This is a genomic window from Escherichia sp. MOD1-EC6819, assembly GCF_002965765.1.
GTDB classification, from domain to species: domain Bacteria; phylum Pseudomonadota; class Gammaproteobacteria; order Enterobacterales; family Enterobacteriaceae; genus Escherichia; species Escherichia ruysiae.
This window is the reverse complement of sequence record NZ_PTRG01000003.1, coordinates 343,210-366,829: the sequence shown is the minus strand read 5'-3', so window position 1 is coordinate 366,829 and position 23,620 is coordinate 343,210. Positions and strand designations below refer to the sequence as shown.

The 23,620-nt window shown below is 52.5% G+C and carries 21 protein-coding genes; 14 read left to right on the top strand and 7 right to left on the bottom strand.

Going from position 1 to position 23,620, the window contains the following annotated elements:
- Together aaeB and A7Z06_RS05655 are read left to right on the top strand one after the other, a co-directional pair.
- Positions 1 to 1,968 (top strand): p-hydroxybenzoic acid efflux pump subunit AaeB, encoded by a 1,968-nt coding sequence (gene aaeB, locus A7Z06_RS05660; RefSeq protein WP_000510937.1) that lies wholly within the window; start codon positions 1 to 3, stop codon positions 1,966 to 1,968.
- Between the two features lie 91 nt (positions 1,969 to 2,059).
- Positions 2,060 to 2,332, top strand: a complete 273-nt coding sequence (locus A7Z06_RS05655; protein ID WP_001029011.1) for a barstar family protein — start codon at positions 2,060 to 2,062, stop codon at positions 2,330 to 2,332.
- Between the two features lie 55 nt (positions 2,333 to 2,387).
- On the opposite strand, the gene yhcN is transcribed toward A7Z06_RS05655, so the two are convergent.
- Positions 2,388 to 2,651 carry a peroxide/acid stress response protein YhcN gene (yhcN, locus tag A7Z06_RS05650; protein ID WP_010345287.1) on the bottom strand — a complete coding sequence of 88 codons (264 nt, stop codon included), beginning with the start codon at positions 2,649 to 2,651 and terminating at the stop codon, positions 2,388 to 2,390.
- Positions 2,652 to 3,015: 364 nt separating this feature from the next.
- A complete protein-coding gene (gene argR, locus A7Z06_RS05645) occupies positions 3,016 to 3,486 on the bottom strand; it encodes a transcriptional regulator ArgR (protein ID WP_001257843.1) in 471 nt (156 codons plus the stop codon).
- A gap of 434 nt (positions 3,487 to 3,920) precedes the next feature.
- Here argR and mdh point away from each other — a divergent pair, with 434 nt between their 5' ends.
- Positions 3,921 to 4,859: a malate dehydrogenase gene (gene mdh, locus A7Z06_RS05640; RefSeq protein ID WP_001295272.1), complete on the top strand. Its 939-nt coding sequence runs from the start codon at positions 3,921 to 3,923 to the stop codon at positions 4,857 to 4,859.
- A 61-nt stretch (positions 4,860 to 4,920) separates the two neighbouring features.
- Here the strand turns inward: mdh and degS are convergent, their stop codons facing one another.
- From degS to zapG, 3 genes are all read right to left on the bottom strand, one after another.
- Positions 4,921 to 5,988 (bottom strand): outer membrane-stress sensor serine endopeptidase DegS, encoded by a 1,068-nt coding sequence (gene degS / locus A7Z06_RS05635; RefSeq protein WP_000497715.1) that lies wholly within the window; start codon positions 5,986 to 5,988, stop codon positions 4,921 to 4,923.
- Positions 5,989 to 6,077: 89 nt separating this feature from the next.
- Positions 6,078 to 7,445 (bottom strand): serine endoprotease DegQ, encoded by a 1,368-nt coding sequence (degQ, locus tag A7Z06_RS05630; protein WP_000745039.1) that lies wholly within the window; start codon positions 7,443 to 7,445, stop codon positions 6,078 to 6,080.
- A gap of 155 nt (positions 7,446 to 7,600) precedes the next feature.
- Positions 7,601 to 7,999 carry a Z-ring associated protein ZapG gene (gene zapG / locus A7Z06_RS05625; protein WP_010345273.1) on the bottom strand — a complete coding sequence of 133 codons (399 nt, stop codon included), beginning with the start codon at positions 7,997 to 7,999 and terminating at the stop codon, positions 7,601 to 7,603.
- Between the two features lie 193 nt (positions 8,000 to 8,192).
- Between zapG and zapE the strand changes: the two genes are divergently transcribed.
- From zapE to nanQ, 11 genes are all read left to right on the top strand, one after another.
- Positions 8,193 to 9,320 carry a cell division protein ZapE gene (zapE, locus tag A7Z06_RS05620; RefSeq protein WP_001192359.1) on the top strand — a complete coding sequence of 376 codons (1,128 nt, stop codon included), beginning with the start codon at positions 8,193 to 8,195 and terminating at the stop codon, positions 9,318 to 9,320.
- Positions 9,321 to 9,538: 218 nt separating this feature from the next.
- Positions 9,539 to 9,967, top strand: a complete 429-nt coding sequence (gene rplM / locus A7Z06_RS05615) for a 50S ribosomal protein L13 (RefSeq protein WP_001517180.1) — start codon at positions 9,539 to 9,541, stop codon at positions 9,965 to 9,967.
- Positions 9,968 to 9,982: 15 nt separating this feature from the next.
- Entirely contained in the window at positions 9,983 to 10,375 is a 393-nt protein-coding gene (rpsI, locus tag A7Z06_RS05610; RefSeq protein WP_000829818.1) for a 30S ribosomal protein S9, read from the top strand.
- 394 nt (positions 10,376 to 10,769) lie between these two features.
- Positions 10,770 to 11,408, top strand: a complete 639-nt coding sequence (gene sspA, locus A7Z06_RS05600) for a stringent starvation protein SspA (RefSeq protein ID WP_000257293.1) — start codon at positions 10,770 to 10,772, stop codon at positions 11,406 to 11,408.
- A 5-nt stretch (positions 11,409 to 11,413) separates the two neighbouring features.
- Complete coding sequence (gene sspB / locus A7Z06_RS05595; RefSeq protein WP_000366123.1) at positions 11,414 to 11,911, top strand: ClpXP protease specificity-enhancing factor; 498 nt, start codon at positions 11,414 to 11,416, stop codon at positions 11,909 to 11,911.
- A gap of 117 nt (positions 11,912 to 12,028) precedes the next feature.
- On the top strand, positions 12,029 to 12,811 hold the full coding sequence (nanR, locus tag A7Z06_RS05590) for a transcriptional regulator NanR (protein WP_000990910.1): 783 nt from the start codon (positions 12,029 to 12,031) through the stop codon (positions 12,809 to 12,811).
- Positions 12,812 to 12,934: 123 nt separating this feature from the next.
- Entirely contained in the window at positions 12,935 to 13,828 is an 894-nt protein-coding gene (gene nanA / locus A7Z06_RS05585) for an N-acetylneuraminate lyase (protein WP_000224714.1), read from the top strand.
- Positions 13,829 to 13,935: 107 nt separating this feature from the next.
- A complete protein-coding gene (gene nanT / locus A7Z06_RS05580; protein WP_000108483.1) occupies positions 13,936 to 15,426 on the top strand; it encodes a sialic acid transporter NanT in 1,491 nt (496 codons plus the stop codon).
- Positions 15,427 to 15,473: 47 nt separating this feature from the next.
- Entirely contained in the window at positions 15,474 to 16,163 is a 690-nt protein-coding gene (locus A7Z06_RS05575) for an N-acetylmannosamine-6-phosphate 2-epimerase (protein WP_000054234.1), read from the top strand.
- Positions 16,160 to 17,035 carry an N-acetylmannosamine kinase gene (gene nanK / locus A7Z06_RS05570; RefSeq protein WP_000209043.1) on the top strand — a complete coding sequence of 292 codons (876 nt, stop codon included), beginning with the start codon at positions 16,160 to 16,162 and terminating at the stop codon, positions 17,033 to 17,035. Before A7Z06_RS05575 ends, nanK begins: the two co-directional genes overlap by 4 nt.
- On the top strand, positions 17,032 to 17,496 hold the full coding sequence (gene nanQ, locus A7Z06_RS05565) for an N-acetylneuraminate anomerase (protein WP_085460266.1): 465 nt from the start codon (positions 17,032 to 17,034) through the stop codon (positions 17,494 to 17,496). Before nanK ends, nanQ begins: the two co-directional genes overlap by 4 nt.
- Before the next feature lie 67 nt (positions 17,497 to 17,563).
- Here the strand turns inward: nanQ and gltD are convergent, their stop codons facing one another.
- Positions 17,564 to 18,982 carry a glutamate synthase subunit GltD gene (gene gltD / locus A7Z06_RS05560; protein WP_000081675.1) on the bottom strand — a complete coding sequence of 473 codons (1,419 nt, stop codon included), beginning with the start codon at positions 18,980 to 18,982 and terminating at the stop codon, positions 17,564 to 17,566.
- A 12-nt stretch (positions 18,983 to 18,994) separates the two neighbouring features.
- Entirely contained in the window at positions 18,995 to 23,455 is a 4,461-nt protein-coding gene (gltB, locus tag A7Z06_RS05555; protein WP_032226595.1) for a glutamate synthase large subunit, read from the bottom strand.
- Positions 23,456 to 23,620: the final 165 nt, after the last annotated feature.

The following is a 23,620-nucleotide window of genomic DNA, read 5'->3' as shown; positions in this document are numbered from 1 at the left end:
ATGGGTATTTTCTCCATTGCTAACCAACATATTCGCTTTGCGGTAAAACTGGCGACCGCCATTGTGCTGGCGCTGTTTGTTGGCTTTCACTTTCAGCTGGAAACGCCACGCTGGGCGGTACTGACAGCGGCGATTGTTGCCGCCGGCCCGGCCTTTGCAGCAGGTGGCGAACCGTATTCTGGCGCTATTCGCTATCGTGGCTTTTTACGCATCATCGGCACATTTATCGGCTGTATTGCCGGGCTGGTGATCATTATTGCGATGATCCGCGCCCCTTTGCTGATGATTCTGGTGTGCTGTATCTGGGCCGGTTTTTGTACCTGGATTTCTTCACTGGTACGAATAGAGAACTCCTATGCGTGGGGACTGGCTGGTTATACCGCGCTGATCATTGTGATCACCATTCAGCCGGAACCGTTGCTGACGCCGCAGTTTGCCGTCGAACGTTGTAGTGAGATCGTTATCGGTATTGTGTGTGCGATTATGGCGGATCTGCTCTTTTCTCCGCGATCGATCAAACAAGAAGTGGATCGGGAGCTGGAAAGTTTGTTGGTCGCGCAATATCAATTAATGCAACTCTGTATCAAGCATGGCGATGGTGAAGTTGTCGATAAGGCCTGGGGCGACCTGGTTCGACGCACCACGGCGCTACAAGGTATGCGCAGCAACCTGAATATGGAATCTTCCCGTTGGGCGCGAGCTAATCGACGTTTAAAAGCGATTAATACGCTATCGCTGACGCTGATTACCCAGTCCTGCGAAACCTATTTGATTCAGAATTCGCGCCCGGAATTGATCACTGATACTTTCCGCGAATTTTTTGACACGCCGGTAGAAACCGCGCAGGACGTCCACAAGCAGCTCAAACGCCTGCGAAGAGTTATTACCTGGACCGGGGAACGGGAAACACCTGTCACCATTTATAGCTGGGTCGCGGCGGCAACACGTTATCAATTGCTCAAACGCGGTGTTATCAGTAATACAAAAATCAACGCCACCGAAGAAGAGATCCTGCAAGGCGAGCCGGAAGTAAAAGTAGAGTCAGCCGAACGTCATCATGCGATGGTTAACTTCTGGCGAACCACACTTTCCTGCATTCTGGGCACGCTTTTCTGGCTGTGGACGGGTTGGACTTCCGGCAGTGGCGCAATGGTGATGATTGCGGTAGTGACGTCACTGGCGATGCGTTTGCCGAATCCACGCATGGTGGCGATCGACTTTATCTACGGGACGCTGGCGGCGTTGCCGTTAGGGCTGCTCTACTTTTTGGTGATTATCCCAAATACCCAACAGAGTATGTTGCTGCTGTGTATCAGCCTTGCCGTGCTGGGATTCTTCCTTGGCATTGAAGTACAGAAACGGCGACTGGGTTCAATGGGGGCGCTGGCCAGCACCATCAATATTATCGTGCTGGATAACCCGATGACGTTCCATTTCAGTCAGTTTCTCGACAGCGCATTAGGGCAAATCGTTGGCTGTGTATTGGCGTTTATTGTTATTCTGTTAGTGCGGGATAAATCACGCGACAGAACCGGACGCGTATTGCTTAATCAATTTGTTTCTGCTGCTGTTTCCGCGATGACCACCAATGTCGCGCGTCGTAAAGAGAACCATCTTCCGGCACTTTATCAGCAGTTGTTTTTGCTGATGAATAAATTTCCCGGAGATTTGCCGAAATTTCGCCTGGCGCTGACGATGATTATCGCGCACCAGCGCCTGCGTGATGCGCCGATCCCGGTTAACGAGGATTTATCGGCGTTTCACCGACAAATGCGCCGCACAGCAGACCATGTGATATCTGCCCGTAGCGATGATAAACGTCGTCGGTACTTTGGGCAGTTGCTGGAAGAACTGGAAATCTACCAGGAAAAGCTACGCATCTGGCAAGCGCCACCGCAGGTGACGGAACCGGTGCATCGGCTTACCGGTATGCTCCATAAGTATCAACATGCGCTGACCGATAGTTAAGTTAAAACCGACGCCAAAAGCGTCGGTTTTTTCATGTCTATACTTAGCGATGAACGGCAGAACTCGCCGCGAAACGTGACGGTGGCAACAGATGAATATCTATACATTTGATTTTGATGAGATTGAGAGTCAGGAGGATTTTTATCGCGACTTTAGCCAAACCTTTGGCCTGGCGAAAGATAAGGTACGCGATCTCGACTCTCTATGGGATGTGTTAATGAATGATGTCCTGCCGCTACCGCTGGAGATCGAATTCGTTCATCTGGGAGAGAAAATGCGTCGCCGTTTTGGCGCGTTAATATTGCTGTTTGATGAGGCAGAGGAAGAGCTGGAAGGGCATTTGCGTTTTAATGTTCGTCATTAGCGCAAAAAAAAGCCCCCGAACCGGGGGCAATATCGTCGGACAAGACGATGAGGGTTTATTTGTACAGTTCAGCCGTAGCGTGCCAGGTGTCACCGCTACGAGCTTCAGTAATCTGGTAGGCCGTTGCGCCTTTTTCTTCCGCTTTTTTATTCAACATTTCACGCATATCCATCGGCGAAGACGCCACCCCGCTGACGGACACTGTACCGATAGCTTCACGGTTTTGCGCTTGTGCAGCATTAATGGAATCGGCAGCGAAGGCACCGAAAGAGAGAACAGAAAGTACGCTTAATACAGCAACAGTGGTTTTGATTTTCATGATTTTTACCTCGACATAATCTTTTAGCTGGGCCTTTGTTTCGTGACCCATATCACAAAATCAAGTATACACTAATTATTTAGCTAATTAATACCACGCTAACTGTTTCTATTGGATTTAAAGTGTTAAAAATATTAATTTTTATAACAAAGTGGAATTAAAAACATAGGGCACCATTATAAATGTCATTAATTTCAATATGATATCGTTTTTTGCATAATGTGCGATTATTACCCTATGTATTCGATATGTGAATGTTTTGTCGCAGCAAAGCGCACTATTCGTTAATAGATGACAGGGGAAAGCAGGGGGATAAGAGGAGAATGCAGCATTTTTCCCGCCGCCAGAAGCGGCGGGGTAGAGATTAAAGCTCCTGGTCGAACAGCTCTAAAATCGCTTCGTACAGGTCTTTGACGGTAAAACCTTTAGCAGGGGTGGTAAAGATGGTGTCATCACCGGCAATGGTGCCAAGAATACCTTCTGCTTTGCCCAGAGAGTCCAGCAGACGCGCAATTAATTGTGCCGCGCCAGGGCTGGTATGAATCACCACAACAGCGTCATTGTAGTCGATATCCAGCACCAGATTTTTCAGCGGACTGGAGGTGGTTGGTACGCCCAGTTCAGCTGGCAGGCAGTAAACCATTTCCATCTTGGCATTGCGGGTACGTACAGCACCAAACTTGGTTAACATCCGCGAGACTTTAGACTGGTTAATATTGTCAAAGCCTTGCTCCTGCAATGCGGCGACAATTTCGCCCTGGGAGCTAAATTTCTCTTCTTTAAGTAACGCTTTAAACGCTTTAACTAATTCTTCTTGCTTAGCCGAGCTTCGCATAAGTCACCCGATATGGTGGTTGATACAACATTATTGTGCATACAGATGAATTTTTATGCAAACAGTCTGCCCTGGAGAAGGCTGAAATAATGTTATGAAAGAGCGGGATTTTATCAAATTTCGTTATTGAGAAACATGCCTGCGTCACGGCATGTAAATTTCGCTTAAAAGTAAATTAATTGTTATCAAAATGATGTTGTTTTGGCTGAACGGTAGGGTATATTGTCACCACCTGTTGGAATGTTGCCCTAATGCATAAGCGACTGTTAATTACGTAAGTTAGCTCCCTGATTACGTCAATTAAATGCATAAACGCCAAATTTGCGTGACTACACATTCTTGAGAAGTGGTCATTGTAAACAGGGAATTTGTGGATTAAGGTCGCGGCAGCGGAGCAACATATCTTAGTTTATCAATATAATAAGGAGTTTAGGATGAAAGTCGCAGTCCTCGGCGCTGCTGGTGGTATCGGCCAGGCGCTTGCACTACTGTTAAAAACCCAACTGCCTTCAGGTTCAGAACTCTCCCTGTATGATATCGCTCCAGTCACTCCCGGTGTGGCCGTCGACCTGAGCCATATCCCTACTGCTGTGAAAATCAAAGGTTTTTCTGGTGAAGATGCGACCCCTGCTCTGGAAGGCGCAGATGTCGTTCTTATTTCTGCAGGTGTTGCGCGTAAACCGGGTATGGATCGTTCTGACCTGTTTAACGTTAACGCCGGTATCGTGAAAAACCTGGTACAGCAAGTTGCGAAAACTTGCCCGAAAGCGTGCATTGGTATTATCACTAACCCGGTGAACACCACTGTGGCTATCGCTGCAGAAGTGCTGAAAAAAGCCGGTGTTTATGACAAAAACAAACTGTTCGGCGTTACCACGCTGGATATCATTCGTTCCAACACCTTTGTTGCGGAACTGAAAGGCAAACAGCCGGGCGAAGTTGAAGTGCCGGTTATTGGCGGTCACTCTGGTGTTACCATTCTGCCGCTGCTGTCTCAGGTTCCTGGCGTAAGCTTCACCGAACAAGAAGTGGCTGATTTGACCAAACGTATCCAGAACGCGGGTACTGAAGTGGTTGAAGCGAAAGCCGGTGGCGGGTCTGCAACCCTGTCTATGGGCCAGGCCGCTGCACGTTTTGGTCTGTCTCTGGTTCGCGCACTGCAGGGCGAACAAGGCGTTGTAGAATGTGCCTACGTTGAAGGCGACGGTCAGTACGCACGTTTCTTCTCTCAACCGCTGCTGCTGGGTAAAAACGGCGTGGAAGAGCGTAAATCTATCGGCACCCTGAGCGCATTTGAACAGAACGCGCTGGAAGGTATGCTGGATACGCTGAAGAAAGATATCGCCCTGGGCGAAGAGTTCGTTAATAAGTAATTGATTAGCGGATAATAAAAACCGGAGCACAGACTCCGGTTTTTTGTTTTGAGCGCACGACTTAATTAGTCGCTGGATATTCCTGAATGGTGACCTGCAACGTTAGCTGCTTATCGTCACGCATCACTACAACTGGGATCACTGAGCCAGGTCGGATTTCCGCAACCTGATCCATCGTCTCCAGTGCGGAGATGGCTGGTTTGTTATCCACAGAGATAATCAGATCGTTGACCTGGATACCCGCGTTAGCCGCCGGACCATCAGGTGACACTTCGTTAACCACAATCCCTTGCAGTTGATCGATGCCGCCGCCCTGCGCGTGCAAAGGTGCGATTTCTCGTCCACCAATGCCAATGTATCCACGGATCACGCGACCATCGCGGATCAGCTTATCCATAATTTTGGTTGCTAACTGGAAAGGAATCGCAAAGCCGATACCTTCCGGCGTTTCGCCATCGTTACTCTTATCAAACGACAGCGTGTTGATACCCATCAGTTCTCCCAGCGAGTTCACCAGCGCGCCGCCGGAGTTACCGTGGTTAATGGAAGCATCGGTTTGCAGGAAGTTTTGCCGCCCGGTCGGGTTCAGGCCGATTCGACCTGTGGCACTGATAATGCCCTGGGTAATGGTCTGCCCAAGGTTATACGGGTTACCGATCGCCAGCACCACATCGCCAATGTGCGGTACGCGTCGTGAATTGATAGGAATAGTGGGTAAACCACCAGTGGCATTAATTTTAAGCACCGCCAGATCGGTTAGAGAGTCAGATCCCACCAGTAATGCTTCAAAAACACGACCATCCTGTAAGGCGACGATGATCTGATCGGCGTCGTTGATCACGTGTTTATTGGTGATGATATAACCGCGTTGATCCATGATCACGCCAGATCCCAGTGTACGGATCTCAAGCTGGTTGTGTGAGGCGGTGTTCAAACCACGGTTATAAACGTTGACTACCGCTGGCGCGGCGCGGCGAACCGCCAGATTATAGCTGGCAGGCGTCTCATCGGTACTGTCGAATTGCGGTGTGGAAAGCGGGTTAATGCTGCGCAGCGAAGGCATGGCAACCAGCAGAATAGCGCCGACAATTAATCCAATCGCAACGGAACGTAAGAGCTTCACAAACATGATGGAGGCGTCATTAAAAAAGGGAACGGCAGCAGCATACCACGAGTTAACCGGACATCACACGTCAGCCTGATGCCCGGTTTACGACATTAACGCATTAGCAGGTAAATGCTCTCATTGCCACGTACGATCTGCAGGGCGATGATGGCCGGTTTTGTCGCCAGCACTTTGCGCATTTCAGCGATCGAATTCACCCGATCGCGGTTGACGCCAATGATCACATCATCTTTTTGCAAGCCAGCCTGAGCGGCGGGGCTTCCTTTGACAACCTCATCGATCTTAATACCTTTGCCGCCATCTTTTAGCTGACCGTCACTCAACGTCGCGCCTTCCAGCGCAGGTGTGATCATCTCGGCACTGGCTGACGATGAGGTGCTGGTATCGAGCGTCACTTCTACTTCCAGCGGTTTGCCGTTACGCAGCAGGCCGAGTTTCACTTTCGTGCCCGGCTCGGTGGTCGCGATACGGGAACGCAACTCAGCAAAGCTATTCAGCGGTTTGCCGTTGAGACTGGTAATAATATCGCCTGCTTTCACGCCTGCTTTTGCCGAGCCAGAACCTGGCAGCACTTCGCTGACAAACGCGCCGCGCTGAACGTCTAAATTAAATGCTTTGGCGATATCGGCACTCATTTCGGTGCCTTTAATGCCTAACAGGCCGCGTTTGATTTCACCAAAGTCGATAAGTTGCTGCGCCAGGGTACGCGCCATATTACTCGGAATGGCAAAACCAATTCCTACGCTACCGCCGCCCGGGGCAAGGATTGCGGTGTTGATGCCAATTAATTCACCGTTAAGGTTTAACAGTGCACCGCCGGAGTTACCACGGTTAATAGAGGCATCGGTCTGAATAAAGTTTTCCAGACCTTCGAGATTTAACCCGCTGCGGCCTAATGCGGAAACAATCCCGGAGGTGGCGGTTTGCCCAAGACCAAACGGGTTGCCGACCGCGACGGCAAAATCACCGACGCGCAGTTTATCGGAGTCGGCAATGGCAATTTGCGTTAATTTGCCGGGATTCTGAATTTGCAACAGGGCAATATCGCTCTGCTCATCACCGCCAATCAGCTTCGCATCAAACTCACGCCCGTCATTGAGCTGAATACTGATTTTCTGTGCCTGATTAATGACGTGATTGTTGGTCAGCACATAACCTTTATTGGCATTGATTATGACGCCGGAACCTAAACCTTCGAAAGGTTGCGCAGGCTGATCCGGTAAATCATCACCAAAAAACTTTTTGAATTCTTCCGGAATTTTCTGCTCCTGGCTGGCGGTTCCTTCGACTCGAACACTGACCACTGCGGGAAGCACTTTTTCCAGCATCGGCGCCAGACTGGGCAGTGGCGCTTGACCGGCAACCTGGCCGGGAATCGATGCGATGGCCTGAAACGGCGCCGAGAGAGTTAACCCGACACTTAACGCTAATGCACTCAACAGCTGGGTTTGCTTTTTCATTATTCCTGCTCTCGTACCTGAATGATAAGAAAAAGAGATTCAAAACAGTTTGATGTTATTGAATTTTCAGATGGTAAACAATGAGACACCAGATTAAATGATAGTCGGGGGAAGAAGAGAAGAGGAGGGCGCAATGGCTGCGCCCGCAAAATAAATTAGTCGCGCTTCGCGCCGGTACGTAACAGGCCGGATGCGCCTTCAGAATAGTCACGCGGCATCTGCACCGGAGCCTGATCGTTGCTGGCTTCAGATTCTGCCAGACGATTGCGGAACGGGTTGGCTTCAGCAGACAGTTCCGGCAGCAGGCTGCTGGAGCTTTTCGCCATGTGTTGATACAGCTGGCGATAGTCGTGCGCCATAGTATCCAGTAATTCCGCGCTGCGGGCAAAGTGGTTAACCAGCTCTTCGCGATACTCGTCCAGTTCAGCTTTATTCTTTTCAAGTTCGTACTGCAACGCCTGTTGCTGGCGCAGTTTACGATTACCAAAACGCATGGCCACAGCACCAATAATGATGCCGACGACTAACCCAATTAGCGCATATTCCCAGGTCATGAACATCTCCCGTTGTCTTTTGTTTCCGTAGGGTGTTGGCTTCAGGCTCCATGCCTGCGGCTGATTATGCCACTATAACCGTTAATTCCACAGAAGTGGAATCCCGACTGCATATCGCGTAGTGTAGAACGGCCTTTTTTTCGTCAACCGTGAACAACGGCACACCGATTATTCAAGGAATAACAAGAACATCATGCAAAGCGTTACCCCGACATCGCAATACCTGAAGGCGCTCAATGAAGGCAGCCATCAACCCGACGACGTACAAAAAGAGGCCGTCAGTCGGCTGGAGATTATCTACCAGGAATTAATCAACAGCACGCCGCCAGTCGCCAGGGCTAGCGGGTTAATGGCACGGGTCGGTAAGCTGTGGGGTAAGCGCGAAGATACAAGCAACGCGCCGGTGCGTGGCTTATATATGTGGGGCGGTGTAGGGCGCGGAAAAACCTGGTTGATGGATCTTTTCTATCAAAGCTTGCCGGGAGAGCGAAAACAGCGGCTGCATTTTCACCGTTTTATGCTGCGGGTGCATGAAGAATTAACCGCATTGCAAGGGCAGAGCGATCCGCTGGAAATTATTGCCGATCGCTTTAAAGCCGAAACTGACGTGCTCTGTTTTGACGAATTTTTTGTTTCTGATATTACCGACGCCATGCTGCTGGGTGGCCTGATGAAAGCATTGTTTGCTCGCGGCATAACGCTGGTGGCGACGTCAAATATTCCACCGGATGAGCTTTATCGCAATGGCCTGCAACGTGCGCGTTTTCTTCCTGCAATTGATGCCATTAAACAGTATTGTGATGTTATGAACGTGGACGCCGGTGTTGATTATCGGCTGCGTACCCTTACTCAGGCGCATCTGTGGCTGTCGCCGCTTAATGATGAAACGCGTGAGCAGATGGATAAGCTGTGGCTGGCGCTGGCAGGTGCAAAACGAGAACAAGCCCCTACGCTGGAAATCAATCATCGACCGCTGGCGACGATGGGCGTAGAAAACCAGACGCTGGCGGTGTCATTTACCACGCTGTGCGTTGATGCCCGCAGCCAGCATGACTATATTGCGCTCTCACGTCTGTTTCACACGGTGATGTTGTTTGATGTGCCCGTCATGACGCGGTTGATGGAGAGTGAAGCGCGGCGTTTCATTGCGCTGGTGGATGAATTTTACGAGCGCCATGTCAAGCTGGTGGTGAGCGCGGAAGTACCTTTGTATGAGATTTATCAGGGCGAGCGGCTGAAGTTTGAGTTCCAGCGTTGCCTGTCACGTCTGCAAGAGATGCAAAGCGAAGAGTATTTGAAGCGCGAGCATTTGGCGGGTTAAAACCTGTCACAAATCACAAAAAGGGGTCGATCTTTGACCCCGACTTCTCTATAATCTTGCGACCCCACGTTACAAGAAAGTTTTTTTCCCAAAACTTTTTGTGTGCTGGCATAGGCTATTCGAAGGGGTAGGTTTGCCGGACTTTGTCGTGTGAACCTCAACAATTGAAGACGTTTGGGTGTTCACCAACGTGTAACTATTTATTGGGTAAGCTTTTAATGAAAACTTTTACAGCTAAACCAGAAACCGTAAAACGCGACTGGTATGTTGTTGACGCGACCGGTAAAACTCTGGGCCGTCTGGCTTCCGAACTGGCTCTGCGCCTGCGCGGTAAGCATAAAGCGGAATACACTCCGCACGTAGATACTGGTGATTACATCATCGTTCTGAACGCTGACAAAGTTGCTGTAACCGGCAACAAGCGTACTGACAAAGTGTACTATCATCACACCGGTCACATCGGTGGTATCAAACAAGCGACCTTTGAAGAGATGATTGCTCGCCGTCCTGAGCGTGTGATTGAAATCGCGGTTAAAGGCATGTTGCCAAAAGGCCCGCTGGGTCGTGCTATGTTCCGTAAACTGAAAGTTTACGCGGGTAACGAGCACAACCACGCGGCACAGCAACCGCAAGTTCTTGACATCTAATCGGGATTATAGGCAATGGCTGAAAATCAATACTACGGCACTGGTCGCCGCAAAAGTTCCGCAGCTCGCGTTTTCATCAAACCGGGCAACGGCAAAATCGTTATCAACCAACGTTCTCTGGAACAGTACTTCGGTCGTGAAACTGCCCGCATGGTAGTTCGTCAGCCGCTGGAACTGGTCGACATGGTTGAGAAACTGGATCTGTACATCACCGTTAAAGGTGGTGGTATCTCTGGTCAGGCTGGTGCGATCCGTCACGGTATCACCCGCGCTCTGATGGAGTACGACGAGTCCCTGCGTTCTGAACTGCGTAAAGCTGGCTTCGTTACTCGTGACGCTCGTCAGGTTGAACGTAAGAAAGTCGGTCTGCGTAAAGCACGTCGTCGTCCGCAGTTCTCCAAACGTTAATTGCTTTCTGCTCCGGCAGAATACAATTTGCGAAAAAAACCCGCTTCGGCGGGTTTTTTTATGGCTAAAATCTGAATCAGCGTAAAAATGGAAAGGTGCTTTTTGCTACCGCCTGACAGGCAGGTAAAACAAAAACAACATCGCCGATAAGGGATTAAGTCAACCATTTCAGACTAAAGCGCATCTCTTTTTCCCCATTTCTGGTATCGACTTACCACAAAGGTCGCAAAATCTGGTAAACTATCATCCAATTTTCTGCCCAAATGTCGGGTATTGCTCATTTTTTGTTTGATTTTCGAACAAAGAGAGTCGTTCCTTACTGGGTAACATAACTTCTGACTGGCCACCTGGTGGCTGGTAGCAGTAAAAATTCTGACTATACCTGGAGGTTTTCATGGCTGTCGCTGCCAACAAACGTTCGGTAATGACGCTGTTTTCCGGTCCTACTGACATCTATAGCCATCAGGTCCGCATTGTGCTGGCTGAGAAAGGTGTAAGTTTCGAGATCGAACACGTGGAAAAGGACAATCCGCCTCAGGATCTGATTGACCTCAACCCGAATCAGAGCGTTCCGACCCTGGTGGATCGTGAACTGACCCTGTGGGAATCTCGCATCATTATGGAATATCTGGATGAGCGTTTCCCGCATCCGCCACTGATGCCTGTTTACCCGGTAGCTCGCGGTGAAAGCCGTCTGTACATGCACCGTATCGAAAAAGACTGGTACACGCTGATGAACACCATCATCAACGGTTCAGCCTCTGAAGCCGATGCTGCACGTAAGCAACTGCGCGAAGAACTGCTGGCGATTGCGCCGGTCTTCGGTCAGAAGCCGTACTTCCTGAGCGATGAGTTCAGCCTGGTCGATTGCTACCTTGCTCCGCTGCTGTGGCGTCTGCCGCAACTGGGCATCGAGTTTAGCGGCCCGGGTGCGAAAGAGCTGAAAGGCTATATGACCCGCGTCTTTGAGCGTGACTCTTTCCTTGCTTCCTTAACAGAAGCAGAACGTGAAATGCGTCTGGGCCGGAGTTAATCTGTATGGATTTGTCACAGCTAACACCACGTCGTCCCTATCTGCTGCGTGCATTCTATGAGTGGTTGCTGGATAACCAGCTCACGCCGCACCTGGTGGTGGATGTGACGCTCCCTGGCGTGCAGGTTCCTATGGAATATGCACGTGATGGGCAAATCGTACTCAACATTGCGCCGCGTGCGGTTGGCAATCTGGAACTGGCGAATGATGAAGTGCGTTTTAACGCGCGCTTTGGTGGCATTCCGCGTCAGGTTTCAGTACCGCTGGCTGCCGTGCTGGCTATCTACGCCCGCGAAAATGGCGCAGGCACGATGTTCGAGCCTGAAGCTGCCTACGATGAAGATGCCAGTATCATGAATGATGATGAAGCGTCGGCAGATAATGAAACCGTTATGTCGGTCATTGACGGCGATAAGCCCGATCACGATGATGACCATCATCCTGACGATGAACCGCCACAGCCTCCACGCGGTGGACGCCCGGCATTGCGGGTTGTGAAATAAATGATAAACAGGCCCATGTGGCCTGTTTTGCTATCTACCTTCTTTTCGCCTGATTTTAATACTGTGTTACGATAACTTCGCTATTATCCGTCAACATATTTTCCCAGAAAGAGCTCTATGAACGCATTTGATCCGCAAGCAGAAGATTCTCCGGCTACTATCGGTCGTAACTTGCGTCGTCGTCCACTGGCGCGCAAAAAACTCTCCGAAATGGTGGAGGAAGAGCTGGAGCAGATGATCCGCCGTCGTGAATTTGGCGAAGGTGAGCAACTGCCATCTGAACGCGAACTTATGGCGTTCTTTAACGTTGGGCGTCCTTCGGTACGTGAAGCGTTGGCGGCGTTAAAGCGCAAAGGTCTGGTACAAATTAATAATGGTGAACGCGCTCGTGTCTCGCGTCCTTCTGCGGACACCATCATCGGCGAGCTTTCCGGCATGGCAAAAGATTTTCTTTCCCATCCTGGTGGGATAGCCCATTTCGAACAGTTACGTCTGTTCTTTGAGTCCAGCCTGGTGCGCTATGCGGCTGAACATGCCACCGATGAACAAATTGATTTGCTGGCCAAAGCACTGGAAATCAACAGTCAGTCGCTGGATAACAACGCCGCGTTTATTCGTTCAGATGTTGATTTCCACCGTGTGCTGGCAGAGATCCCTGGGAACCCGATCTTTATGGCGATCCACGTTGCTCTGCTCGACTGGCTGATCGCCGCCCGTCCGACAGTCGCCGATCAGGCGCTGCACGAGCATAACAACGTTAGTTATCAGCAGCATATTGCGATCGTTGATGCGATCCGTCGTCACGATCCCGATGAAGCCGATCGCGCATTGCAATCGCACCTCAACAGCGTTTCTGCCACCTGGCACGCCTTCGGTCAAACCACTAACAAAAAAAAATAATGCCACTTTAGTGAAGCAGATCGCATTATAAGCGTTCTGTATGATGTGTTGCTTATTTGATCTGGTATAACAGGTATAAAGGTATATCGTTTTTAACAGGCAAGCATCACTTCAGAGGTATTTATGGCAACAAATTTACGTGGCGTAATGGCCGCACTCCTGACTCCTTTTGACCAACAACAAGCACTGGATAAAGCGAGTCTGCGCCGCCTGGTTCAGTTCAATATTCAGCAGGGCATCGACGGTTTATACGTAGGTGGTTCAACCGGCGAAGCCTTTGTGCAGAGCCTTTCCGAGCGTGAACAGGTACTGGAAATCGTCGCGGAAGAGGCGAAAGGCAAGATTAAATTAATCGCTCACGTAGGTTGCGTCAGCACTGCTGAAAGCCAACAACTTGCGGCATCCGCTAAACGTTATGGCTTTGATGCCGTCTCTGCCGTTACGCCGTTCTACTATCCTTTTAGCTTTGAAGAACACTGCGATCACTATCGGGCAATCATTGATTCAGCGGATGGTTTGCCGATGGTGGTGTACAACATTCCGGCGTTAAGCGGCGTTAAACTGACCCTGGATCAGATCAACACTCTGGTTACGTTGCCGGGTGTCGGGGCGCTGAAACAGACCTCTGGCGATCTCTATCAGATGGAGCAGATCCGTCGTGAACATCCTGATCTGGTGCTCTACAACGGTTACGACGAAATCTTTGCTTCCGGCCTGCTGGCGGGCGCTGATGGTGGTATCGGTAGTACCTACAACATCATGGGCTGGCGTTATCAGGGCATCGTTAAGGCGTTGAAAGAGGGCGATATTCAAACCGCGCAGAAACTGCAAACCGAGTGCAACAAAGTCATTGATTTGCTGATTAAAACAGGCGTATTCCGTGGCCTGAAAACAGTTCTTCACTATATGGATGTGGTGTCCGTTCCGCTGTGCCGCAAACCGTTTGGTCCGGTGGATGAAAAATATCTGCCAGAACTGAAGGCGCTGGCTCAGCAGTTGATGCAAGAGCGCGGGTGAGTTTTTCCCCTCACTCGCCCCTACCGGGTGAGGGGAAATAAACGCATCTGTACCCTACAACTTTCATACCAAAGCGTGTGGGCAACGCCCATCGCGGGAGACTCACAATGAGTACTACAACCCAGAATATCCCGTGGTATCGCCATCTCAACCGCGCACAATGGCGAGCATTTTCCGCTGCCTGGTTGGGATATCTACTTGATGGTTTTGATTTCGTTTTAATTGCCCTGGTACTCACCGAAGTACAAGGTGAATTTGGGCTGACGACGGTGCAGGCGGCAAGTCTGATCTCCGCAGCCTTTATCTCACGCTGGTTCGGCGGCTTGATGCTTGGGGCTATGGGGGATCGTTACGGGCGTCGTCTGGCAATGGTCACCAGTATCGTTCTCTTCTCGGTCGGGACGCTGGCTTGTGGCTTTGCGCCAGGCTACATCACTATGTTTATCGCTCGTCTGGTGATCGGCATGGGGATGGCAGGAGAATACGGTTCCAGCGCCACCTATGTCATTGAAAGCTGGCCAAAACACCTACGTAACAAAGCCAGTGGTTTTCTGATTTCCGGTTTCTCTGTGGGTGCTGTCGTTGCCGCTCAGGTTTACAGCCTGGTGGTTCCGATCTGGGGCTGGCGTGCGCTGTTCTTTATCGGCATCTTACCGATCATCTTTGCTCTCTGGCTGCGTAAAAATATCCCGGAAGCGGAAGACTGGAAAGAGAAACACGGGGGTAAAGCACCGGTACGCACAATGGTGGATATTCTTTACCGTGGTGAACATCGCATCGCCAATATCGTGATGACACTGGCGGCAGCTACTGCGCTGTGGTTCTGCTTTGCCGGCAACCTGCAAAATGCCGCAATCGTCGCTGTTCTTGGGCTGTTATGCGCCGCAATTTTTATCAGCTTTATGGTACAGAGTACGGGCAAACGCTGGCCAACCGGTGTGATGCTGATGGTGGTTGTGTTGTTTGCTTTCCTCTACTCATGGCCGATTCAGGCGCTGCTGCCGACGTATCTGAAAACTGAGCTGGCTTATAACCCACATACGGTCGCCAATGTGTTGTTCTTTAGTGGTTTTGGTGCGGCGGTGGGTTGCTGCGTCGGTGGCTTCCTCGGTGACTGGCTGGGAACGCGCAAAGCCTACGTTTGTAGCCTGTTAGCTTCACAATTGCTGATTATTCCGGTGTTTGCGATTGGCGGCGCAAACGTCTGGGTACTCGGTCTGTTACTGTTCTTCCAGCAAATGCTTGGTCAGGGCATCTCCGGGATCTTACCGAAACTGATCGGCGGTTATTTCGATACCGACCAGCGTGCAGCGGGGCTGGGCTTTACCTACAACGTCGGCGCACTTGGCGGCGCACTGGCTCCAATCCTCGGCGCGTTGATCGCTCAACGTCTGGATCTGGGCACTGCGCTGGGATCGCTCTCGTTCAGTCTGACGTTCGTGGTGATCTTGCTGATTGGTCTGGATATGCCATCCCGCGTTCAGCGTTGGCTGCGCCCGGAAGCGTTGCGGACTCATGACGCTATCGACGGCAAACCATTTAGCGGTGCCGTACCGTTTGGCAGCGCCAAAAACGATTTAGTCAAAACCAAAAGTTAATTCTGTAGCCCGGTCTCTGTACCGGGTCTTTCGCTAAGGGAAGATGTATGTCGTTACTTGCACAACTGGATCAAAAAATCGCCGCTAACGGTGGACTGATTGTCTCCTGCCAGCCGGTTCCGGACAGCCCGCTCGATAAACCCGAAATCGTTGCTGCCATGGCATTAGCGGCAGAGCAGGCAGGTGCGGTTGCTATTCGCATAGAAGGTGTGGCAAACCTGAAAGCCACGCGTGCGGTGGTGAGCGTGCCGATTATCGGGATTGTGAAACGCGATCTGGAGGATTCTCCGGTACGTATCACAGCTTATATTGAAGATGTTGATGCACTGGCGCAGGCGGGCGCGGACATTATCGCGATTGACGGCACCGACCGACCGCGTCCGGTGCCTGTTGAAACGCTGCTGGCACGTATTCACCATCACGGTTTACTGGCGATGACCGACTGCTCAACGCCGGAAGACGGCCTGGCATGCCAAAAGCTGGGAGCCGAAATTATTGGCACTACGCTTTCTGGCTATACCACGCCTGTAACGCCAGAAGAGCCGGATCTGGCGCTGGTGAAAACGTTGAGCGACGCCGGATGTCGGGTAATTGCCGAAGGACGTTACAACTCGCCAGCGCAGGCGGCGGATGCGATGCGCCACGGCGCATGGGCGGTAACGGTGGGTTCTGCCATTACGCGTCTTGAACACATTTGTCAGTGGTACAACACAGCGATGAAAAAGGCGGTGCTATGACCACACTGGCGATTGATATCGGCGGTACTAAACTTGCCGCCGCGCTGATTGGCGCTGATGGGCAGATCCGCGATCGCCGAGAACTTCCTACGCCTGCCAGCCAGACACCAGAAGCCTTGCGTGAAGCCTTGGCCGCGTTAGTCTCCCCGTTGCAAGCTCATGCGCAGCAGGTTGCCATCGCTTCAACCGGGATCATCCGCGATGGCAGCTTGCTGGCGCTGAATCCGCATAATCTCGGTGGATTGCTACATTTTCCGTTAGTCAAAACTTTGGAACAACTTACCGATTTGCCGACCATTGCCATTAACGATGCGCAGGCCGCAGCGTGGGCGGAGTATCAGGCGCTGGAAGGCGATATAACCGATATGGTGTTTATCACCGTTTCCACTGGTGTTGGCGGCGGTGTAGTGAGCGGCGGCAAACTGCTTACCGGCCCAGGTGGTCTGGCGGGGCACATCGGACATACGCTTGCCGATCCGCAGGGGCCAGTCTGTGGCTGTGGACGCACAGGTTGCGTGGAAGCGATTGCTTCTGGTCGCGGCATTGCAGCGGCAGCGCAGGGTGAGCTGGCTGGCGCGGATGCGAAAACCATTTTCACGCGCGCCGGGCAGGGTGACGAGCAGGCGCAGCAACTGATTCATCGCTCCGCACATGCGCTGGCAAGACTGATTGCCGATGTTAAAGCCACGACTGATTGCCAGTGTGTGGTGCTCGGCGGCAGTGTTGGGCTGGCGGAAGGGTATCTGGCGCTGGTGGAAACGAATCTGGCTAAGGAGCCAGCGGCATTTCATGTTGAGTTACTGGCGGCGCACTACCGCCATGATGCAGGTTTACTTGGGGCTGCGTTGTTGGCTCAGGGAGAAAAATTATGATGATGGGTGAAGTACAGTCGTTACCATCTGCCGGTTTACATCCAGCACTACTGGACGCGTTAACGCTGGCATTAGCTGCCAGGCCGCAGGAAAAAGCGCCGGGTCGTTACGAATTGCAGGGCGACAATATCTTTATGAATGTCATGACGTTTAACACTCAATCGCCCGTTGAGAAAAAAGCCGAATTGCACCAGCAGTACATTGACATCCAGCTGTTATTAAACGGCGAGGAGCGGATTCTGTTTGGTATGGCAGGTACTGCGCGCCAGTGTGAAGAGTTCCACCATGAAGATGATTACCAGCTTTGCAGCGCCATTGAGAACGAGCAAGCCATCATCCTGAAACCGGGAATGTTCGCCGTGTTTATGCCAGGAGAACCGCATAAACCGGGATGCGTTGTCGGCGAACCTGGTGAGATTAAAAAGGTGGTAGTGAAGGTTAAGGCCGAGTTAATGGCTTAAAATTTAGTTGGATAACTCGTTTTATAAATTCGCCAGACACTGTCTGGCGAATTTATTGTTACCTCGCTTAAACTTCCAGCCAGTTCATAATGCCGTCTGCCGCCTTACGACCTTCGGCAATGGCGGTCACCACCAGATCCGAACCACGCACGATGTCACCACCGGCAAAGATTTTCGGATTGCTGGTTTGGAAAGCGTTTTCGTTACCTTCCGGAGCGATAATGCGACCCTGTGAATCCAGCTCAACGCTGTGTTCTGCCAGCCATTCCATGCTGTGCGGGCGGAAACCAAACGCCATGATCACCGCATCTGCCGGAACGATATGTTCGGAACCTGCCACGATCTCCGCGCGGCGACGGCCTTTAGCGTCCGGTTCGCCCATTTCGGTGCGCACCATTTTCACGCCGCTGACTTTACCGTTGCCATTTACTTCAATACCCAGCGGCTGGACGTTGAATTTGAACTCTACGCCTTCTTCCCGCGCGTTTTTCACTTCGCGGCGGGAACCCGGCATGTTCTCTTCATCACGACGATAGGCACAGGTAACGTGCTTAGCACCCTGGCGCACGGAAGTCCGCACGCAGTCCATCGCGGTATCGCCACCGCCAAGTACCACCACGCGTTTACCTTCCATGCTGACGAACGGTTCATCGCGGGTTTCGCCAAAGCCCATCAACTGTTTGGTGTTGGCGATGAGGAACGGCAGCGCCGCGTACACGCCATCGGCATCTTCGTTTTCTAATCCGCCGCGCATGGACTGATAAGTCCCGACGCCAAGGAACACGGCATCGTAATCACTCAGCAGATCGTCCAGCTGTACGTCGCGGCCCACTTCGGTATTGAGTTTGAATTCAATACCCATGCCGGTGAAGATTTCACGGCGGCGCGTCATTACCTCTTTTTCCAGCTTGAAAGCCGGAATACCGAAGGTCAGCAAGCCGCCGATTTCCGGGTGACGGTCGAAGACGACAGCTTTGACACCGTTGCGTGTCAGCACATCCGCACACGCCAGACCTGCCGGGCCTGCGCCGATAATCGCCACTTTTTTACCCGTCTGCTTCACGCCGGACATATCCGGACGCCAGCCCATTTCGAACGCTTTATCATTGATATAACGCTCAATATTGCCGATGGTCACTGCGCCAAACTCATCGTTCAGGGTACAGGAACCTTCGCACAGACGATCCTGCGGGCAAACGCGTCCACACACTTCCGGCAGGGTATTGGTTTGATGCGACAGTTCTGCCGCTTCAAAAATACGTCCCTCGTTGGCGAGCTTCAGCCAGTTCGGGATGTAGTTGTGTACCGGGCATTTCCACTCGCAGTATGGGTTGCCGCACGACAGGCAGCGGTCAGCCTGCGCTTTGGCCTGGCCTTCGGAAAACGGCTCGTAAATTTCAACAAACTCAATTTTGCGGATCTTCAGCGGTTTCTTTGGCGGATCAACGCGCTGCAGGTCGATAAATTGATAAACATTCTGACTCATTGTTGCTACCCCTTACTGCGCCTGCACGCGCAACTCTGCTGCGCTACGACTACGGTGCCCCAGCAGTGCTTTTACATCACTGGACTTCGGTTTAACCAGCGCAAATTTAGTGGCGAAGATTGACCAGTTCGCCAGAATCTCTTCGCCACGCTGAGAACCGGTATGCTGCACATGCTCAGTGATAAGACCACGCAGATGCTCTTCATGGATCGCCAGAGAGTCAACGTTTAAGACCTCGACCAGTTCCGGGTTAACGCGTTTGCGGAAATCACCACTTTCGTCGAGAACGTAAGCGAAGCCGCCGGTCATGCCCGCACCGAAGTTAACACCGGTTTTACCCAGAATACAGACGATACCACCCGTCATGTATTCACAGCCGTTGTCGCCAATGCCTTCTACCACGGTAATCGCACCGGAGTTACGCACGCCAAAACGTTCACCCGCGCGGCCAGCGGCATACAGACGACCGCCGGTCGCGCCATACAGGCAAGTGTTGCCGATAATGCTCGCCTCGTGGCTGCGGAAGGCCGAGCCAACCGGAGGACGAATGGCGATTAAGCCGCCCGCCATGCCTTTACCGACATAGTCGTTGGCATCGCCCGTCAGATACAGCTCCACGCCGCCCGCGTTCCACACGCCGAAACTCTGGCCTGCGGTGCCGTTGAAGTACGCTTTAATCGGATCGGCAGCCAGCCCCTGATCGCCGTGCGTCTGGGCGATATAACCTGAAAGCGATGCGCCCACGGAACGGTCGGTGTTACGAATATCGAACCAGAAGGTTTTACTCTGACGCTCATCGACAAACGGTTTCGCCTGTTGCAGCAACTGCGCGTTCAGCAGACCGTTATCGAACGGCGGGTTGTTTTCGGTGCAGTAGAGCGCCTTGCCAGGATGCGGCTCGGCAGTCTCCAGCAGCTTCGATAGCGCCAGTTTTTGCTGTTTAGCGGTGAAACCGTCCAGCTCTTTCAGCAGGTCGGTGCGACCAATCAGATCCACCAGACGCGTCACGCCCAGCTGTGCCATCAGCTCGCGGGTTTCACGGGCGATAAATTCAAAGTAATTCGTCACCTTGAACGGCAGGCCGTGGTAGTGATTTTTACGCAGTTTTTCGTCCTGAGTTGCCACGCCGGTGGCGCAGTTGTTCAGATGGCAAATACGCAGATATTTACAGCCGAGCGCCACCATTGGGCCAGTGCCGAAACCGAAACTTTCCGCGCCGAGGATGGCTGCTTTGATGATATCGACGCCGGTTTTCAGACCGCCATCAACCTGCAAACGGATCTTATGACGCAAGCCGTTGGCAACCAGCGCCTGTTGGGTTTCAACAAGCCCCAGCTCCCACGGGCAGCCTGCGTATTTCACCGACGAAAGTGGACTTGCTCCAGTGCCGCCGTCATAGCCTGCGATGGTGATCAAGTCCGCATAGGCTTTCGCCACGCCGGTGGCGATAGTGCCAACGCCCGGCTCAGACACCAGCTTCACGGAGATCATCGCTTTCGGGTTAACCTGTTTCAGGTCGAAAATAAGCTGCGCTAAGTCCTCGATAGAGTAGATATCGTGGTGCGGTGGCGGGGAGATCAACGTTACGCCGGGTACGGAATAGCGCAGTTTGGCGATGTAAGGAGTGACTTTATCGCCCGGCAACTGACCGCCTTCGCCCGGCTTCGCGCCCTGAGCGACTTTAATCTGAATCACGTCGGCATTGACCAGATACGCCGGAGTGACGCCGAAGCGACCGGAAGCGACCTGTTTAATGCGCGAGACTTTGTTGGTGCCGTAGCGCGCCGGATCTTCACCCCCTTCACCGGAGTTGGAGTTGCCGCCGATGCTGTTCATCGCTTCCGCCAGTGCCTCGTGGGCTTCCGGGCTTAACGCGCCGATAGACATCGCAGCGGTATCGAAGCGTTTAAACAGTTCGCTTGCCGGTTCAACATCAGCAATGTTGACCGCGTTTTCACCCGGCGTAATTGCCAGCAGATCGCGCAGCGTTGTTGCCGGGCGCTCGTTAACCAGCTTCGCGTATTCCTGATAGTCGCTGTACTCGCCGCTCTGTACCGCCTGCTGCAGCGTGCGCACGACGTCTGGATTGTAGGCGTGGTATTCGCCGCCATGCACATATTTCAGCAGGCCGCCCTGGCTGATGGGCTTACGCGCCAGCCAGGCTCGTTTTGACAGATTCAGCAGATCCTGCTGGAAGTCTTCGAAGCCTGCCCCGCCAATGCGGCTGACCGCGCCCTGGAAGCACAGGCTCACAACATCATCGTGCAGACCGACCGCCTCAAACAGTTTCGAGCAGCGGTAAGAGGCGATGGTGGAGATGCCCATCTTGGACATGATTTTGTACAAGCCTTTGTTGATGCCGTTACGGTAGTTGAGCATCACAGTACGATAATTTTTGGCAATCGCGTGGGTGTCAACCAGGCGACCCAGTGTTTCATAGGCAAGGTACGGATAAATAGCCGTCGCGCCGAAGCCCAGCAACACGGCGAAGTGGTGTGGATCGCGGGCGCTGGCGGTTTCGACGATGATGTTGGCGTCGCAACGCAGGCTTTGATCGACCAGACGGGTCTGGATCGCGCCAACCGCCATCGGGGCTGGAACCGGCAGGCGATCTTTAGCGATATTCCGGTCGGAAAGCACCAGCAGCACGGTGCCGCTACGCACCATTTTTTCGGCTTTATCGCACAGCTCTTTGACCGTCGCTTCGAGCGTGTTTTTGGTTGCGTCAAAGGTGATATCCAGGGTATCTGCGCGGTAGTGCTCTTCTTTCATCGTCGTGAGCTGTTTGAAATCGGAGTAGAGCAGAATCGGCGATTTAAAGCTTAAACGGTGTGCCTGGCCTTCGGCTTCACAGAAGACGTTCATTTCGCGCCCGATGCTGGTAGCGAGCGACATAACATGCGCTTCACGCAGCGGGTCGATTGGCGGGTTAGTCACCTGGGCAAACTGCTGGCGGAAGTAGTCGTAAATAATGCGCGGCTGGCTGGAGAGCACGGCGAATGGGGTGTCGTCGCCCATCGAACCGACCGCTTCCTGACCGTTTTCGCCCAGCACACGGATCACAGAGTCCAGTTCTTCCGCGCTGTAGTTAAACTGTTTCTGGTAGCTGGCAAGCGTGTCGTCGTCCAGTTCACGGCTACCCACTTCTTCATCGGGCAAGTCTTCAAACGGCACCAGGCGGCGAACGTTTTTCTCCATCCACTCTTTATACGGATGGCGGCTTTTCAGGTCATCATCGGTTTCTGCCGAGTGCAGAATACGCCCACTGCGGGTGTCGATCACCATCAGTTCGCCCGGCCCCACGCGGCCTTTTTCGACCACTTCGTCAGGCTGATAATCCCAGATGCCGACTTCAGAGGCGCAGGTGATGAGCTTATCTTTGGTGATGACGTAGCGCGCTGGACGCAGACCGTTACGGTCGAGGTTACAAGCAGCGAAGCGACCGTCTGACATCACGATGCCCGCCGGGCCATCCCACGGCTCCATATGCATGGAGTTAAAATCGAAGAACGCGCGCAGTTCCGGATCCATATCCGGGTTGTTCTGCCAGGCGGGTGGAACTAACAGACGCATGGCGCGGATGATATCCATCCCGCCTGCCAGCAGCAGTTCCAGCATGTTATCCATCGAACTGGAGTCAGAGCCGGTTTCGTTGACGAACGGCGCGGCGTCGTGCAAATCCGGGATCAGCGGCGTCTGGAATTTATAAGTACGGGCGCGCGCCCACTGACGGTTACCGGTGATAGTGTTGATTTCGCCGTTGTGCGCCAGATAGCGGAACGGCTGCGCCAGCGGCCAGCGTGGCACGGTGTTGGTGGAGAAGCGTTGATGGAACAGGCAGATAGCAGATTCCAGACGCAGATCCGCAAGATCCAGGTAAAAGCGCGGCAAATCCGCCGGCATACACAGACCTTTATAGATGTTGACCAGATTCGACAGGCTACAGACGTAGAAGTCTTTATCGGCTTCGAGACGTTTTTCGATGCGGCGACGGGCGATAAACAGACGGCGCTCCATATCGCGCGGACGCCAGCCTGCCGGGGCGTTCACAAAAATTTGCTCAATGCGCGGCAGCGAGGAGAGGGCGATTTCACCCAGTACACCTTCGTTGGTAGGGACATCACGCCAGCCGACAATCGACAAGGTTTCGCGTTGTAGCTCTTCTTCAACGACGCGGCGTGCGGCGGCGGCGAGTTCAGGATCTTTATTCAGGAAGATCATCCCGACGGCGTAGTTTTTCGCTAAACGCCAGCCGCGTTCCTGCGCAACGATGCGAAAAAAGCGATCCGGTTTTTGTAACAGCAGGCCGCAACCGTCACCAGTTTTACCATCAGCGAGAATCGCGCCACGGTGCTGCATACGAGCCAGTGCGTGTATTGCAGTACGCACTACCTTGTGGCTAGGTTCGCCTTCTATGTGGGCGATCAGGCCGAAACCACAGTTATCCCTCTCAAGGGATTTATCGTACAACATATCGTGAACCTCCCCCAGGCTCTGCGGGAACCCCACTACCGAACCGCTGCGCACGGGCACAGAAAGAGCATGGCGACGGGGTTTGCGTTTCATACGCTTACCTCGCATTCGCCCCCTTTTTTGTCCTTTTCGCATCAGTTAATACGGTGAAGAGGGGAACTCAAT

Coding starts and splice junctions, on each gene's coding strand:
- argR (WP_001257843.1), bottom strand. CDS start 3,486: ATGCGAAGCTCGGCTAAGCAAGAAGAATTAGTTAAAGCGTTTAAAGCG.
- nanR (WP_000990910.1), top strand. CDS start 12,029: ATGAACGCATTTGATCCGCAAGCAGAAGATTCTCCGGCTACTATCGGT.
- degS (WP_000497715.1), bottom strand. CDS start 5,988: ATGTTTGTGAAGCTCTTACGTTCCGTTGCGATTGGATTAATTGTCGGC.
- sspA (WP_000257293.1), top strand. CDS start 10,770: ATGGCTGTCGCTGCCAACAAACGTTCGGTAATGACGCTGTTTTCCGGT.
- zapG (WP_010345273.1), bottom strand. CDS start 7,999: ATGACCTGGGAATATGCGCTAATTGGGTTAGTCGTCGGCATCATTATT.
- aaeB (WP_000510937.1), top strand. CDS start 1: ATGGGTATTTTCTCCATTGCTAACCAACATATTCGCTTTGCGGTAAAA.
- mdh (WP_001295272.1), top strand. CDS start 3,921: ATGAAAGTCGCAGTCCTCGGCGCTGCTGGTGGTATCGGCCAGGCGCTT.
- zapE (WP_001192359.1), top strand. CDS start 8,193: ATGCAAAGCGTTACCCCGACATCGCAATACCTGAAGGCGCTCAATGAA.
- nanQ (WP_085460266.1), top strand. CDS start 17,032: ATGATGATGGGTGAAGTACAGTCGTTACCATCTGCCGGTTTACATCCA.
- A7Z06_RS05575 (WP_000054234.1), top strand. CDS start 15,474: ATGTCGTTACTTGCACAACTGGATCAAAAAATCGCCGCTAACGGTGGA.
- rplM (WP_001517180.1), top strand. CDS start 9,539: ATGAAAACTTTTACAGCTAAACCAGAAACCGTAAAACGCGACTGGTAT.
- rpsI (WP_000829818.1), top strand. CDS start 9,983: ATGGCTGAAAATCAATACTACGGCACTGGTCGCCGCAAAAGTTCCGCA.
- nanA (WP_000224714.1), top strand. CDS start 12,935: ATGGCAACAAATTTACGTGGCGTAATGGCCGCACTCCTGACTCCTTTT.
- sspB (WP_000366123.1), top strand. CDS start 11,414: ATGGATTTGTCACAGCTAACACCACGTCGTCCCTATCTGCTGCGTGCA.
- yhcN (WP_010345287.1), bottom strand. CDS start 2,651: ATGAAAATCAAAACCACTGTTGCTGTATTAAGCGTACTTTCTGTTCTC.
- nanT (WP_000108483.1), top strand. CDS start 13,936: ATGAGTACTACAACCCAGAATATCCCGTGGTATCGCCATCTCAACCGC.
- nanK (WP_000209043.1), top strand. CDS start 16,160: ATGACCACACTGGCGATTGATATCGGCGGTACTAAACTTGCCGCCGCG.
- A7Z06_RS05655 (WP_001029011.1), top strand. CDS start 2,060: ATGAATATCTATACATTTGATTTTGATGAGATTGAGAGTCAGGAGGAT.
- gltB (WP_032226595.1), bottom strand. CDS start 23,455: ATGTTGTACGATAAATCCCTTGAGAGGGATAACTGTGGTTTCGGCCTG.
- gltD (WP_000081675.1), bottom strand. CDS start 18,982: ATGAGTCAGAATGTTTATCAATTTATCGACCTGCAGCGCGTTGATCCG.
- degQ (WP_000745039.1), bottom strand. CDS start 7,445: ATGAAAAAGCAAACCCAGCTGTTGAGTGCATTAGCGTTAAGTGTCGGG.